Raw genomic sequence first — 15436 nt, 5'->3', positions numbered from 1 at the left:
CGCGAGGGAATACTCCCCTCCTACGGCTAGCCATTGTGTCCCATCCCGGGACTCAGCGGCAGGGCACCCCGGCAAAGCGTGAAGTGGCTCTCCATGTGTTGTCAATGGTGAGTCATGTGCTGCTCGCCTGGTTGCTCATTACATGTTACCCGGAGGGCCCCGGCAGGCCCTGTGGTGTTGGGGATGTTTTGGGAGTTATGAGATTTTCATTCGTCTCCATCGGTTGGGGGTTTCCGCTGGTTGGAGGCTCGCGCGAGTGAATGGTTCCCGCACCTGTGCATCCTAGGAGGCTAGTTTGATGGCTTGCTGGTCGGGCCCTGCCGGTCGGGCCCTGCCGGTCGGGCCTTGGCTTGCTGAGTCGGCCATTGGGCAGGCGTCGAGCGGGATTTTCGAGACCTTGGAGAGTTATGGCTCGTATGTGGGCGCAACTCTCCAAGGTCTCGAAATCGGCCTCCGAACGACGGCCACAAAAGCCGCTTGTCCGTGCAAAACGATCGTCCTATTCGGATGGTCGCCCATGATGTAGACGTTTGCGTCCGAATGATGAGACGGGCACTGGCCAGAAGCATGTTGCAAGCCCGGGCCTGGCACGACGGCCGCGCGCCCGAAACGATTGCACCGTGTCGGCCAGAACGGCACCGCGCCGGCCAAGGTCCGCACCGCGCCAGCGCCAGACCGGCACGTTGGCGCGGGTCGGCGTCGCGGCGGCCTGGGTGCGGGGTGACCGTGACGGCCGAGGACGGGGCGTCGGTTCCGCCGGGCGGAGTCAGGCCACCGGCCAGGGTCAGGCCACCGGGCGGGTCAGGCCACCGGCCGGGGTCAGGCCACCGGCCGGGGTCAGGCCACCGGCCGGGGTCAGGCCGCCAGGCGGAGTGGCGAGTCCACCTAGCGGGGCCGCCACCCCGCGTGGTCCGGCGTCACACGAAGCCAAGACGTATGCGCCGACCCGCCCAGCGCCGGCCCGCGGCAGAGCGCCGGTGCGGCAGAGCGCCGGTGCCCGGTGCGGCCGACCCGCGGCGGCGGGGCCGGCGCGGGTGGGGCTACTTCACGCCGGCCAGGTCCATGCCGCGCAGCTCCTTCTTCAGCTCGGACATCTCGTCGCGGATGCGGGCGGCCAGCTCGAACTGCAGCTCGCGCGCCGCGGCCAGCATCTGCTCGTTCAGGTCCTGGATGAGCTGGGCCAGTTCGGCACGGGCCATGCCCGCGCGGGCCGGGCCGGCCGAGCCGCGGCCCTTCGACCTGGTCTCGGGGACCGGGCCCTTGCCACGGGACATCTGCCGCCCGCCGCCGCCGACCATCGGGCCGGCGACCGCGGCGTCGGTGTCCTCGGCCTCGCGGTAGATGTCGTCCAGGATGTCGTGGATCTTCTTGCGGAGGGCCGTCGGCGTGATGCCGTTGGCCTCGTTGTGGGCGATCTGCTTGTCGCGGCGGCGGTTGGTCTCGTCGATCGCGTCACGCATCGACGGGGTCATCTTGTCCGCGTACATATGGACCTCGCCGGAGACATTACGGGCGGCCCGGCCGATCGTCTGGATCAGCGAGCGCCCGCTGCGCAGGAAGCCCTCCTTGTCGGCGTCGAGAATCGCGACCAGCGACACCTCGGGCAGGTCGAGACCCTCGCGCAGCAGGTTGATGCCGACCAGCACGTCGTAGTCGCCCTTGCGCAGCTCCTTCAGCAGCTCGACGCGGCGCAGCGTGTCCACCTCGGAGTGCAGATATCGCACCCGGATGCCGTTCTCCAGCAGATAGTCGGTGAGATCCTCGGCCATCTTCTTGGTGAGCGTGGTGACCAGGACGCGCTCGTCCCGCTCGGTACGCAACTGGATCTCGTGCATCAGGTCGTCGATCTGGCCCTTTGTCGGTTTCACCACGACCTGCGGGTCGACCAGACCGGTCGGCCGGATCACCTGCTCGACGAACGAGCCGTGGGCCTGCTGCATCTCCCACGGGCCCGGGGTCGCCGACAGGAAGACCATCTGGCCGACGCGCTCGGTGAACTCGTCGAAGCGCAGCGGCCGGTTGTCGGCGGCGCTCGGCAGCCGGAAGCCGTGCTCGATCAGCACCCGCTTGCGGGAGGCGTCGCCCTCATACATGCCGCCGATCTGCGGAATCGTCACGTGCGACTCGTCGATGACGGTGAGGTAGTCGTCCGGGAAGTAGTCCAGCAGGGTGAACGACGGCTCCCCGTACGTGCGGCCGTCCATGTGCATCGAATAGTTCTCGATGCCGTTGCAGAACCCGACCTGGCGCATCATCTCGACGTCGTAGGTCGTGCGCATCCGCAGCCGCTGCGCCTCGAGCAGCTTGCCCTGCCGCTCCAGCTCGGCCAGCCGCTCGGCCAGTTCGGCCTCGATGTCGCGGATCGCCCGCTCCATCCGCTCCGGGCCGGCCACGTAGTGCGTCGCCGGGAAGATGATCAGCTCGTCGACCTCGCGGACCACCTCGCCGGTCAGCGGGTGCAGGTAGTACAGCTTTTCGACCTCGTCACCGAAGAGCTCGATCCGGACGGCCAATTCCTCGTACGCCGGAATGATCTCCAGGGTGTCGCCACGGACCCGGAACGTGCCTCGCTGGAAGGACATGTCGTTACGCGAATACTGAATGTCGACCAGCCGGCGCAGCAGCTTGTCGCGATCGATCTCGCCGCCGACCTCGACCTTGACGGCACGATCCACATACTCCTGGGGGGTGCCCAGGCCGTAGATCGCGCTCACCGTGGCGACCACGACCACGTCACGCCGGGTGAGCAGGGACATCGTGGCGGAGTGTCGCAGCCGTTCGACCTCCTCGTTGACCGAGGAGTCCTTCTCGATGTATGTGTCGGTCTGAGCGATATACGCCTCAGGCTGGTAATAGTCGTAGTAGCTGACGAAGTATTCGACCGCGTTGTTCGGCAGGAGCTCGCGGAGCTCCTTGGCGAGCTGCGCGCACAGCGTCTTGTTGGGGGCCAGCACCAGGGCCGGCCGCTGAAGTCTCTCGATCAGCCACGCGGTGGTGGCACTCTTGCCGGTGCCGGTCGCGCCGAGCAGCACCGTGTGAAGGTCGCCGCCCCGGACCCGTCGCTCCAGCTCATCGATGGCCGCCGGCTGGTCACCGGCGGGCTGGAATTCGCTGACGACCTCGAAGCGGCCGTCGAGCACTGGGATGTCGAGCGCCATGGGAACAACCGTACGTCGGGGGTACGACAAGTTTTGCCCGCGCCGACGCGGAGGGGCGTGCGGAGGGTGCACAATCAGCCCCCGTAAACGGCATTGTTCCACGTTGCGGGCCTCGCCTAACCTGGTCAGGTAGGCCGCTCGCGGCGGCTACCCGGCACCGCCCCGGATCACCACACGATCCAGCGGTCCGGCCCGTGGTCGATGCGCCCCAGCCCATCTGGAGGCCGCACCCACGCTGGGTCGCGCTGAGCGCTGACGCAGCCGCCGCGAGCGTCCCTTATTTCCGGTACGCCTCGGCGACCCCCAACCCCAAGGCTCCCGTACGCCGTCACGCCGCGGCCCGCCGTCGAGATGGCGCGCGCGACAGCGCCGCAGCCGAAGGCCGGGCGCGCGTGAGGCGGGGCTCGGTGCATCGCGGCGCCAATGGCACGTGGGTGCAGCCGCCAACCGCCAACCGCCAACCGGATGATGCAGGATGGCCGGGCGCAGCTCGTCGCGGCAGCCGCCGGAGGCGGGGTCGGCGGGTGGGTGCCGGTGGGGCTGGGCTTCGGCGTGCCGAACGGACACGTGCGACAACCGCGCGGACGCTTTTCACCCCCGACTGGCGAGCGCGAGGTCCGGCTCTGCGCCCGGCGGGCGCGGCAGTGGCGTGCGGGTGCAGCTGGTCGCGGCGGCAGCCGCCGAAGGCGGGGTCGGTGGGTGGTGCGGGTGGGGGCTGGGCCTCGGCGTACCCGGGCGGCGGTTTAAAGGTCTGGCTGCCAGCCCGTCTGCTCGGCCCAGTCGTCGGCCGCGCGGGCCTCCTCGTCGAACCACGGCTCCTTCGCGTCGGCGTAGGCGAAGCGGTCGTCGCCCAGGCGGGCGACCAGGGCGGCCTTCGCGGCGGCGTAACCCTCGCGCGCGTCGGGGGCCGCGCGCAGGTGGTCGCGCATCAGCAGGGCGAAACGCCAGCCCGGGGAGCCGATCACGCGGACGTGCAGGTTTACCGGGCGGGCCGGGTCGGCGTTGCCGTGCATGCGCTTCGGCCACGTCTCGCCGGGGATGCCGCGGGCGTTGTCGGCCCACTCGCCGGGGCGGCGCGGGAAGCCGGCCGAGACCAGGAGGTCGGCCAGGGCGTCGGCCGCGGTCAGGGTGCGGACGCCCAGCATCAGGTCGATGATGTCCTTCGCGGGCAGGCCGGGGACCGCCGTGGAGCCGATGTGGTGGGCGTGCGCGTCCGGGTGGGCGCGCAACGCGTGCTCGATGCGCGCGATCAGGCGGGACGCCTCGGCGGGCCAGGACGGGTCGGGGCCGACGATGCGCAGGTGGCTGTCGATGGGGGCGGACAGGCCGTGCCGGACGTTGGCCTCGAACGGGCGCAGGCGGTCGCGGAACAGGGCGTCGACCTGGGCGTGCAGGTCGTCGAGGTCGCCTTCGTTGGGCAGCAGCATGTCGGCGGCGGCGTGCCGGGCGGCGTCGTCGGCCTGGGCGGCAATCCGGGCGGCGGCCTGGGCCTCGGTCATGCCGCGGGTGGCGACCAGCCGGGCGATGCGCGCGTCGGGTGCCGCTTCCACCACGATGACCAGGTGGTACGCCGGTGCCAGTCCCGTCTCGACCAGCAGCGGCACGTCGTTGACCACGATCGCGTCGTGGGGCGCCGTGCGGGTCAGCTCGGCGGTCCGGGCCCGTACCCGCGGGTGGACGATCTTTTCGAGGCGGCGCCGGGCCTCGTCGTCGCCGAAGACCTTGGCGCCCAGGGCCGGTCGGTCGAGCGCGCCGTCGGCGGTGAGCACCGCAGGGCCGAACGCCTCGACGATCTCGTCCAGGCCGGGCGTTCCGGGGGCCACGACCTCGCGGGACAGCACGTCGGCATCGATGATCACCGCACCGTGATGGGCCAGCCGTCGCGCGACCTCGCTTTTGCCCGCCCCGATCCCGCCGGTCAGTCCCACCTTCAGCACGCGCCCATTATGACGGCGACGGCCGCATCGGTCAGCGGCGGGACGACGAAGGCCGCCCCGGAGGGAGCTCCGGGACGGCCTTTGCCTACTACTGCTGCTTACCGGGTCAGTTCTTGCCGCCGGCGAGCTTCTCGCGCAGGGCGGCGAGCGCCTCGTCGGTGGCCAGCGTGCCGGCCGGCTCCTCGGCGCGAGCCGGGGCGCTCGACGACGACTGCGAGCTGGCCGGAGCCGAGGTGGAGGTGGTCACGCCGCCGGCCGGAGCCGGGTTGAGCGCGGCCTCGGCGTCGGCGTCGCGGGACGCCTGCACCTGCTTGGTGTGCGCCTCCCAGCGCTCGCGGGCGTCGGCGTACTGCTTCTCCCACGTCTCGCGCTGCTTCTCGAAGCCCTCGAGCCACTCCCCGGTCTCCGGGTCGAAGCCCTCGGGGTAGATGTAGTTGCCCTCGGCGTCGTACGTCGCGGCCATGCCGTAGAGGGTCGGGTCGAAGTGCTCCTCGCCCTCGACGAAGCCCTCGTTGGCCTGCTTGAGCGACAGCGAGATCCGGCGGCGCTCCAGGTCGATGTCGATGACCTTGACCAGGACGTCGGAGCCCACCTGCACGACCTGCTCGGGCAGCTCGACGTGCCGCTCGGCCAGCTCGGAGATGTGCACCAGACCCTCGATGCCGTCGTCCACCCGGACGAACGCACCGAACGGAACCAGCTTGGTGACCTTACCCGGGACGATCTGGTTGATCGCGTGGGTGCGGGCGAACTGGCGCCACGGGTCTTCCTGGGTCGCCTTCAGCGACAGCGAGACACGCTCGCGGTCCAGATCGACGTCGAGCACCTCGACCTCGACCTCCTGGCCGACCTCGACGACCTCGGAGGGGTGGTCGATGTGCTTCCAGGAAAGCTCGGAGACGTGCACCAGGCCGTCCACGCCGCCCAGGTCGACGAACGCGCCGAAGTTGACGATCGAGGACACGACGCCCTTGCGGACCTGGCCCTTCTGCAGCTTGTTGAGGAACTCGGTGCGGACCTCGGACTGCGTCTGCTCCAGCCACGCACGGCGGGACAGGACCACGTTGTTGCGGTTCTTGTCCAGCTCGATGATCTTCGCCTCGAGCTCGCGGCCGACGTACGGCTGCAGGTCGCGCACGCGGCGCATCTCGACGAGCGAAGCGGGCAGGAAGCCCCGGAGACCGATGTCGAGGATGAGACCACCCTTGACGACCTCGATGACCGAGCCGCGAACGACGCCGTCGTCCTCCTTGATCTTCTCGATGGTTCCCCAGGCCCGCTCGTACTGAGCGCGCTTCTTCGAGAGGATCAGACGGCCTTCCTTGTCCTCCTTGGTGAGGACGAGGGCTTCGATGTGGTCACCGACCGACACCACTTCCGCGGGGTCCACGTCATGCTTGATCGACAACTCACGCGAGGGGATCACGCCCTCGGTCTTGTAGCCGATGTCGAGCAGGACCTCGTCCCGATCGACCTTGACGACGGTGCCTTCGACAATGTCGCCGTCGTTGAAGTACTTGATGGTCTCGTCGATGGCTGCGAGGAAAGCCTCCTCGGAACCGAGGTCGTCGACGGTGACCTTGTTGGCGCTCGAGGTGGCCTCGATGCTGCTCGTCATGTGGACAGTTGCTCCGAACGGATGGATTGTGGTGTCTCTCGCGCCCCACGGAACTGCCGGCGGGCACGGCACGAACGAGCGTAAGGATCTTGACGGGTAAGTCAGGATCGATGCAGTCGATCATGCCGAGACCGACGACCACGGAGCCTGCTCCCTGCCGAGGCACACGATCCGCGAGCGCATCGACTAGCTTACCGTGCGCATTACCACAGGTTGCAAGCCCTCCTGAGGACCGCTGCACAATGTTCGGCGGAACGCGTGCGGCATGCCCGGAATGTGCCGAATCCGTTCACGCGTGCGTGCTGTCGTACCGTTGCTCGCGTGATCGACATCCCATCGCCTGCTCAGACGGCAGCGCCCCATCGATCGGTGACCGACGCGGAGAGCCGCCGTGCCAGCCGTGCCTGGTGGGATCTCGACGCCGACGAGTACCAGGCCGAACACGGCTCCTTCCTGGGCGATCTCGACTTCGTCTGGTGTCCCGAGGGGGTGCGCGAGGCGGATGCGGGACTGCTCGGAGACGTACGCGGGAAGCGGGTTCTGGAGCTCGGTGCGGGCGCCGCGGCGGGGTCGCGGTGGCTTCACCAGCAGGGCGCGGAAGTGACCGCCCTCGATCTCTCGGCGGGTATGTTGCGGCATGCGCGGGCCGGCGAGCGGCGTACGGGCGTACGGGTGCCGCTGGTGCAAGCGGACGCGCTGGCCCTGCCGTTCGCGGACAGCGTATTCGACATCGTCTGCACGGCGTTCGGCGCGATACCTTTCGTGGCCGACTCGGCTGCGGCGATGCGCGAGGTGGCGCGGGTTCTGCGTCCCGGCGGCCGCTGGGTGTTCTCGCTCACACACCCGATGCGATGGATCTTCTGGGACGAGCCGGACGAGAGCGGGCTGGTCGCACGGAACTCGTATTTCGACCGCAGCCCGTACGTCGAGACCGACGAGGACGGCACACCGACGTATCTGGAGCAACATCGCACGCTCGGCGACCGGGTCCGGGAACTGGTGGCCGCGGGTTTCGTGCTGCACGACCTGATCGAGCCGGAGTGGCCCGAGGGTCACGAGGAGATCTGGGGTCAGTGGAGTCCGCTGCGCGGTCGTCTTTTCCCCGGCACGGCCATCTTCGTGACCCAACTGCCCTGATTCTTCCCGTACGCCGGTGGGCAGCCCCGGCACTCGGCCGGCTGACGGCGGGCCCCCGCCGCGCGATCAGCCGATCGGTGGGTGCTCAGCCGCCGGACAGGAACGTGCCCGCGTCGAGCAGCGCGGACATGACGCCCAGCGCCGCCGGGATGAGCCGGTAGTAGACCCAGGTGCCGCGGCGGTCGCTGTCGACCAGGCCGGCCTGGCGCAGCACTTTGAGATGGTGCGAGATGGTCGGCCCGCTCAGGTGGAACTCGCCGGTGAGTTCGTTGACGCAGGCCTCGCCGCCGCGCGCGGAGGCGATCATGGACAGTAACCGGAGGCGGACCGGATCTCCGAGGGCCTTGAACATCGGCGCGAGCGCGTCTGCCCGGGTGACCTCCAGGGGTTCCTCGGTGAGCGGCGTGCCCGTGCCCGCCCCGTCGGTGGGCGTCGATTGGCTCGGCATGGCCATCAGCTTTGCAGAACGCGGCGATGATTTGCACGCGGGGACAGCCTTACAAATTACGGAATTCTGACGACGGCGGGGCCGCGCGGCCCCGCCGTCGCGTGCCTAGTGGTCGGCGCCGTTCCAGTCGCGGCCGTGGCCGACCGACACCTCCATCGGGACCGACAGCGGATGCGCGCCGCCCATCTCGCGCCGCACCAGTTCCTCCAGCGGCTCCCGCTCCCCCGCTGCCACGTCGAACACCAGCTCGTCGTGCACCTGCAGCAGCATGCGCGAGCGCAGCCCGGACTCTTTCAGCGCGGCATCGACGCGGAGCATCGCGACCTTGATGATGTCGGCGGCCGAACCCTGGATCGGCGCGTTCAGGGCCATCCGCTCGGCCATCTCGCGCCGCTGCCGGTTGTCGCTGGACAGGTCGGGCAGGTAGCGCCGGCGGCCGAGGATCGTGGCGGTGTAACCGTCCTGCACGGCGCGACGCACGACGGCCTGCAAGTAGTCGCGGACGCCGCCGAAGCGTTCGAAATACTCCTCCATCAGGGCGCGGGCCTCGTCCACGCCGATGGTGAGCTGGTTCGACAGGCCGAACGCGCTCAACCCGTACGCCAGGCCGTAGTTCATCGCCTTGATCTTGCGGCGCTGGTCGGGGACGACCTCCTCGACCGGGACGTGGAAGACCGACGACGCGGTCGCCGCGTGGAAGTCGAACGCCGAGTTGAACGCGGCGATCAGCGCCTCGTCGCCGGACAGGTGCGCCATGATGCGCATCTCGATCTGGCTGTAGTCGGCGGTCATCAGCTGCTCGAAGCCCTCGCCGACGATGAAGGCGCGCCGGATGCGCCGGCCCTCCTCGGTGCGGATCGGGATGTTCTGCAGGTTCGGGTCGGTCGACGACAGCCGGCCGGTCGCGGCCACGGTCTGGTTGAACGTGGTGTGGATGCGGCCGTCGTCGGACACGGACTTGAGCAGACCGTCGACTGTGGACTTCAGCTTGGCGACGTCGCGGTGCCGCAGCAGGTGGCGCAGCAGCGGGTCCTCGGTCTGCAGGAACAGGTTTTGCAAAGCGTCGGCGTCGGTCGTGTAACCGGACTTGATCCGCTTGGTCTTCGGCAGGCCCCGCTCGTTGAACAGGATCTCCTGCAACTGCTTGGGTGAGCCGAGGTTGAACTCGCGGCCGACCACCTCGTGCGCGGCCTGCTGGGCGGCCTTGACCTCGGCGGCGAAGTGCGCCTCCAGCTCGGACAGGTATTCGGTGTCGGCGGCGATGCCGAGGTGTTCCATCTCGGCGAGCACCCCGGACAGCGGCTGCTCGACCTCCATCAGCAGGTGCTGCGAGGCGCCGTCGTCGCGCGACAACTCCTCGGTGAGCACGTCGCCCAGGTCGAGGGTGGCGCGGGCGCGCAGCATCACGTTCTGTTCCGCGACGCCCTGCTCGCCGTGCCCCTCGAGCCCGTCGAGCAGGTCGAGCTGCCCGTCCTTGGGTTCCTCGACGCGCAGCTCGCGCTTGAGGTAGCGCAGGGCCAGGTCGGTCAGGTCGTACGCCCGCTGGTCGGGTTTGGCCAGGTAGGCCGCGAGCGCGGTGTCGACCCGCACGCCGGTCAGGGTCCAGCCGTGGGCGCGCATCGCCAGCGACGCCGGCTTGGCGTCATGCACGATCTTGGGCCGGTCGGGGTCGGCCAGCCACGCGGCGACGGCCTGCTCGTCGCTTTCGTCGAGCGCGGCCGGGTCGAACCAGGCGGCGGGTCCGTCGCCGGTGGCCACCGCGATGCCGGTGAGCGTGCCGGTGCCGCGCCCGAACGTGCCGGTCACCGCCACCCCGACGGGTGCCTCGGTGGCGTGCCGCGCGAGCCACGCGCCCACCCGGCCCGCGCCGAGGATCTCGCCGGCCAGGTCGAAGCCGGCCTCGGCCTCGGGCTCGACGGCGTCGAGGTAGGAATACAGCCGCTCGCGCAGCACCCGGAACTCGAGGGCGTCGAACACCTGGTGGACGGCCTCGCGGTCCCAGCCGTGCCAGCGCACGTCCTGCGGGGCCAGCGGCAGCTCCAGGTCGGTGACCAGGGCGTTGAGGTCGTAGTTGCGCATCACCTCGGCCAGGTGCGCGCGCAGGCTCTCACCGGCCTTGCCCTTGATCTTGTCGGCGTTCGCGATGACGCCGTCGAGACCGCCGTACTCGTTGATCCACTTGGCCGCGGTCTTGTCGCCCACGCCGGGGACGCCGGTCAGGTTGTCGCTGGTCTCGCCGACCAAGGCGGCCTTGTCGCGGTATCGCTCGGGGCGCACGAAATACTTCGCCTCGATCGCGTCCGGGGTCATCCGCCAGACCTCGGAGACGCCGCGCACCGGATACAGGATCGTGGTGTGCTCGCCGGCGAGCTGGAACGCGTCCCGGTCGCCGGACGAGATGACCACCTCCATGCCGGCGTCGCGGGCCTGGGTGGCGAGGGTGGCGATCACGTCGTCGGCCTCGTAGTTGTCCTTCTCGACGACCGGGATGCGCAGCGCGGTGAGAATTTCCTTGATCAACGGCACCTGGCCCACGAACGGCGTCGGCGTCTCCGACCGGCCGGCCTTGTATTCCGCATAGCGCTCGGTGCGGAAGCTCTTGCGGGACAGGTCGAACGAGACCACGACGTGGGTCGGCTTCTCGTCGCGCAGCATGTTGATCAGCATCGACGTGAAGCCGAACACCGCGTTCGTCGCCTGGCCGGTCTGGGTGCTGAAGTTCTCCACCGGCAGCGCGAAGTATGCCCGGTAGGCCAGGGAGTGGCCGTCGAGCAATAGCAAACGGGGGGTCTGGGCTTCGTCGCTCACCTGGCGAACTCTAGTCGTGGGGTCTGACAAGTTTCCGGACCGCCCCGCCTGGTTTAGAGGACTTTGCTCAGGAATGCCTTGGTTCGTGTCTCGCGCGGATTCGCGATGACCTCCCGCGGCGGCCCCTGCTCGACCACGACCCCGCCGTCCATGAAGATCAGGCTGTCGCCCACCTCGCGGGCGAACCCGATCTCATGCGTCACCACGACCATGGTCATGCCGTCGCGGGCCAGGTCCTTCATCGTGTCCAGGACCTCGCCGACGAGCTCCGGGTCGAGCGCGCTGGTCGGCTCGTCGAACAGCATCAGCTTGGGCCGCATCGCCAGTGCCCGGGCGATCGCGACACGCTGCTGCTGACCACCGGAGAGCTGACCCGGGTAGTTCTCTTTCTTCGCACCCAGGCCCACCTGGTCGAGCAGGGAGACGGCCCGGTCGCGTACGACCGACTTGTTCTCGCTTTTCACCCGGCAGGGCGCCTCCATGACGTTCTGCAGAACCGTCATGTGCGGGAACAGGTTGAACCGCTGGAACACCATGCCGATCGACTGACGCTGCCGGGCGACGTCCTTCTCGCCCAGTTCGTGCAGTTTGCCGCCGCGTTCCTGGTAGCCGATCAGGTCGCCGTCCACCAGGATCCGGCCCGCGTTGATCTTCTCCAGGTGGTTGATGCAGCGCAGGAACGTCGACTTGCCGGAGCCGGACGGGCCGAGCACACAGCACACCTCGCCCTGCTGGACGACCAAGTCGATGCCCTTGAGCACCTCGAGACTGCCGAACGCCTTGTGCACGTTGTCGGCCCGCACCATCTCGGTCATGACGCCTCCCCTGTGATCCGGCCGCCCTGTTCGACCTCGATGTCACGCAGGCGCTGACGGGCCCGGCCGGTGGAGCCGTACCCGCGACTGAAGTGTCTCTCGACAAAGAACTGACCGACCATCAGCACACTGCAGATGATCAGATACCAGATCAGCGCGGCGACCAGCACCGGAAGGACCACGAACGTACGGGCGGAGATCTGGTTGAGCTGGAAGAACAGCTCGAACGTGACCGGTACGAACGCCACCAGCGAGGTGTCCTTGACCATCGCGATGACCTCGTTGCCGGTCGGCGGCACGATCACGCGCATCGCCTGCGGCAGCACGACCCGGCGCAGCACCAGCTGACGGGACATGCCCAGCGCGTGCGCCGCCTCCGCCTGCCCGGGGTCGATCGACTGGATGCCGGCCCGGACGATCTCCGCCATGTACGCGCCCTCGGACAGCCCCAACGCCAGCATGCCGGCCACGAAACCGGCCAGCAGGTCGCTCGCCTTGATGCTGTAGAACTGCGCGTTCAGGTCGTTGATCCCGAACAGTTTGCCGATCTGATGGTCGAACGGCAGACCGAACCCGATCCGGTCCCACAGGATGTTCAGGTTTCCGAACAGGACCGCGAGCACCAGACGCGGCACGGCGCGGAAGAACCACGTGTAGATCCACGCCACTGACGACAGGATGCGGTTGGGGGACAACCGCATGATCGCGATGATGACGCCGAGCACGATGCCGATGACCATCGACGTGATGGTCAGCAGGATGGTGCCGCGCAGGCCCTCCAGGACCGGCTCGGTGAACATCACCCCGCGCTTGCCGTCCTGGTAGTGCAGGAAGATGAAGGACCACCGGAACCGGTCGTTGGTGACCAGCAGGTGGATGAACATGGCGGCGAGGATCGCGAGCACCGCGATCAACACCCAACGCCCCGGGTGCCGTACGGGCACGGCCTTGATCGGTTCCGGCCGTGCCCGCTCGGTCTCTTGCTGTTCCGTCGTCATGGTGCTGAGCTCGTCACACCGCCGGGTTGACCGCGGGCGTGGTGATCGCTCCCGCCGTCACACCCCACTTGTCGAGGATCGTCTTGTAGGTGCCGTCGGCGATGAGCGACTGCACCGCCTGGGCGATCAGCTGGGCGAAGTCGGTCTGGTCCTTGGCCACCACGTAGCCGTACGGCGCCGAGTCGTAGATGTCGCCGACCAGGGCCAGCTGCCCGTTGGTCTGCTTCACCGCGTACGCCACGATGGGCGAGTCGGCGAGCATGGCCTCATCCTTACCGGTGATCACGGCGTTGGTCGCGTCCGACTGCTTCTGGTACTGGTCGATCGTGATCTTCGCCTTGCCGCCGTCGGTGCACTTCTTCGACCGCGCGTTCAGGTCGTCGACCTGCACGGTGGCGGTCTGCACGGCGATCTTCTTCCCGCACGCGTCGTCCGGGTTGATCGTCGCGCCGGCCTTGGCACCCCACTGCGTACCGGCCGAGAAGTAGGAGACCATGTTGACCTCCTTGAGCCGATCCGCGTTGATCGTGAACGAGGAGACGCCGACGTTGTACTTCTTCGTCGTCACGCCCGGGATGATGCTGTCGAACGTCGCGGACTGCCACTCGGTGGTCAGGCCCAGCTTCTGCGCGACCGCGTCGAACAGGTCGACGTCGAAGCCCACGACCGTCTTGCCGTCGGCGTCCAGGAACTCGTTCGGCGCGTACGTCGAGTCGGTGCCGATGGCGAGCTTGCCCGCGGCCTTGATGTCGGCCGGGACCTTGTCGGCCAACGACGTGTCGGCGGAGGCGCTGGGCGCGGGCCCGGAGCCGGAGCCCGTGTCACCGGACTCCGAACCGCACGCGGCCGTCGATAACGCCATCGCAACCGCGGCGGCCAGGCCGAGGATCGCCCGCCGGCCAGGGGTGGTGCGGAACATGATGACTCCTAATTGATCTACAAAATCAGTCAGGCTACGCCCAAGTAGGCGTCCTTCACGGCAGGGTCTGTTAAGAGATCGTTTCCGGTGCCCTCTTTGACGATCCGGCCGGTCTCCAGAACATAAGCCCGGTGGGCGCGCGACAGGGCCTGCTGAGCGTTCTGCTCCACAAGCAGCACCGTCGTGCCCTGCTGGTTGATCTCCACGATGATGTCGAAGATCTGCTGGATGAGCATGGGCGCCAGACCCATCGAGGGCTCGTCCAGCAACAGCAGCTTCGGCCGGCTCATCAGGGCCCGGCCCACCGCGAGCATCTGCTGCTCGCCGCCGGACAGCGTGCCACCGGCCTGTTTCTCGCGCTCCTTGAGACGCGGGAACAGGTCGAACACCCGCTGCATGTCCTGATCGATCTCGGTGCGGTTGCGTCGCGTGTACGCGCCCATCTCGAGGTTCTCCCGGACCGTCATGCCGGGGAAGATGCCCCGGCCCTCCGGTGACTGGGAGACGCCGCGGACCACCCGCAGATCGGCCCGCATCTTGGTGATGTCGGCGCCGTCGAACCGGATCTTGCCCTGCGCCACCGGACGCAATCCGGAGATGGCCCGCATGGTCGTCGACTTGCCGGCACCGTTCGCGCCGATCAACGCGACGATCTCACCCTCGCCGACGGTCAGGCTGATGCCGTGCAGGGCCTGGATACGCCCGTACGCCAACGTGATGTTGTCCAACTCAAGCAGCATCGGCCGGAACCCCCAGATACGCCGCGATGACCTTCGGGTTGTCCCGCACCTCGGCGGGCGTCCCCTCGGCGATCTTCTTGCCGAACTCCAGCACCACGATCCGGTCGGTGACGCCCATGACCAGGCGCATGTCGTGCTCGATCAGCAGCACCGTGACGCCGGTGTCGCGGATCTTGCGGATCAGCGCCAGCAGATCCTCCTTCTCGGCCGGGTTGAAGCCCGCGGCGGGCTCGTCCAGGCAGAGCAGGGTCGGGTTGGTGGCCAGCGCCCGCGCGATCTCCAGACGCCGCTGCTCGCCGTACGACAGGTTCCGGCTGACCTCACCGGCACGATTCGCGATACCGACGAAACGCAGCAGCTCCATCGACCGGGCCCGGCCGCTGCGTTCCTCCTGCCAGAACCGCGGCAACCGGAACAGCGCGCTGATCACGCTCGTCTTGTGGTGCGCGTCGGCGCCCACCATGACGTTCTCCAGCGCCGTCATCTCCGGGAACAACCGCACGTTCTGGAAGGTCCGCGCGATACCACCCCGGGTGATCTCGTGCTTCTTCTTCCCGACGATCGACTGGCCCATGAACCGGATCCCGCCGGACGTCGGCCGATAGACCCCGGTCATCGCGTTGAAGCACGTCGTCTTCCCCGCGCCGTTCGGCCCGATCAGACCGAAGATCTCGCCTTTACGCAGGGCGAAACTCACCTGATCCAATGCCACGACACCACCGAACCGCAGGGTGACGTCATCAACCTCGAGAAGAACATCCCCATCCCGTACGTCTGCCGAAGGCGTACCGGCGGCTTCGGCTTGACGCGAGCCGGTCGGCGCGGCCCGGTCCACCGGCCGCGCGTTCTCGTTATCGA

The 15436-nt window shown here is 68.5% G+C and carries 11 protein-coding genes; 1 reads left to right on the top strand and 10 read right to left on the bottom strand.

The features are described 5' to 3' along the window. Positions 1-1040: 1040 nt before the first annotated feature. The 3 genes from uvrB to rpsA form a co-directional block, all read right to left on the bottom strand. Positions 1041-3158 carry an excinuclease ABC subunit UvrB gene (uvrB, locus tag HH310_RS36640; protein WP_169180329.1) on the bottom strand — a complete coding sequence of 706 codons (2118 nt, stop codon included), beginning with the start codon at positions 3156-3158 and terminating at the stop codon, positions 1041-1043. A gap of 743 nt (positions 3159-3901) precedes the next feature. Continuing rightward, a complete protein-coding gene (coaE, locus tag HH310_RS36635) occupies positions 3902-5095 on the bottom strand; it encodes a dephospho-CoA kinase (RefSeq protein ID WP_169180328.1) in 1194 nt (397 codons plus the stop codon). A 106-nt stretch (positions 5096-5201) separates the two neighbouring features. After that, the gene (rpsA, locus tag HH310_RS36630) at positions 5202-6713 is read right to left on the bottom strand and encodes a 30S ribosomal protein S1 (protein WP_169180327.1); all 1512 of its coding nucleotides are present in this window, start codon (positions 6711-6713) and stop codon (positions 5202-5204) included. 321 nt (positions 6714-7034) lie between these two features. Here rpsA and HH310_RS36625 point away from each other — a divergent pair, with 321 nt between their 5' ends. After that, positions 7035-7850: a class I SAM-dependent methyltransferase gene (locus HH310_RS36625; RefSeq protein ID WP_312034564.1), complete on the top strand. Its 816-nt coding sequence runs from the start codon at positions 7035-7037 to the stop codon at positions 7848-7850. A gap of 85 nt (positions 7851-7935) precedes the next feature. Here the strand turns inward: HH310_RS36625 and HH310_RS36620 are convergent, their stop codons facing one another. From HH310_RS36620 to HH310_RS36590, 7 genes are all read right to left on the bottom strand, one after another. After that, positions 7936-8298 (bottom strand): helix-turn-helix transcriptional regulator, encoded by a 363-nt coding sequence (locus tag HH310_RS36620; protein ID WP_248294783.1) that lies wholly within the window; start codon positions 8296-8298, stop codon positions 7936-7938. A 105-nt stretch (positions 8299-8403) separates the two neighbouring features. Continuing rightward, positions 8404-11106 carry a DNA polymerase I gene (gene polA / locus HH310_RS36615; RefSeq protein WP_169180324.1) on the bottom strand — a complete coding sequence of 901 codons (2703 nt, stop codon included), beginning with the start codon at positions 11104-11106 and terminating at the stop codon, positions 8404-8406. Positions 11107-11159: 53 nt separating this feature from the next. Next, complete coding sequence (locus tag HH310_RS36610; RefSeq protein WP_282438632.1) at positions 11160-11921, bottom strand: amino acid ABC transporter ATP-binding protein; 762 nt, start codon at positions 11919-11921, stop codon at positions 11160-11162. Then, positions 11918-12919 carry an amino acid ABC transporter permease gene (locus tag HH310_RS36605; protein ID WP_169180323.1) on the bottom strand — a complete coding sequence of 334 codons (1002 nt, stop codon included), beginning with the start codon at positions 12917-12919 and terminating at the stop codon, positions 11918-11920. Before HH310_RS36605 ends, HH310_RS36610 begins: the two co-directional genes overlap by 4 nt. Positions 12920-12932: 13 nt before the next feature. Continuing rightward, on the bottom strand, positions 12933-13838 hold the full coding sequence (locus HH310_RS36600; protein ID WP_169180322.1) for an ABC transporter substrate-binding protein: 906 nt from the start codon (positions 13836-13838) through the stop codon (positions 12933-12935). Between the two features lie 29 nt (positions 13839-13867). Continuing rightward, positions 13868-14578 (bottom strand): ABC transporter ATP-binding protein, encoded by a 711-nt coding sequence (locus tag HH310_RS36595; RefSeq protein ID WP_169180321.1) that lies wholly within the window; start codon positions 14576-14578, stop codon positions 13868-13870. Then, positions 14568-15413: an ABC transporter ATP-binding protein gene (locus HH310_RS36590; protein ID WP_396027565.1), complete on the bottom strand. Its 846-nt coding sequence runs from the start codon at positions 15411-15413 to the stop codon at positions 14568-14570. The genes HH310_RS36595 and HH310_RS36590 overlap by 11 nt, the downstream gene beginning before the upstream one ends. Between the last annotated feature and the right edge of the window lie 23 nt (positions 15414-15436).

Source organism: Actinoplanes sp. TBRC 11911 (assembly GCF_012933445.1).
In the GTDB taxonomy this organism is placed as follows: domain Bacteria; phylum Actinomycetota; class Actinomycetes; order Mycobacteriales; family Micromonosporaceae; genus Actinoplanes.
Note: the sequence above shows the minus strand (reverse complement) of the source record. Positions and strands in the feature narration are given on the sequence as shown.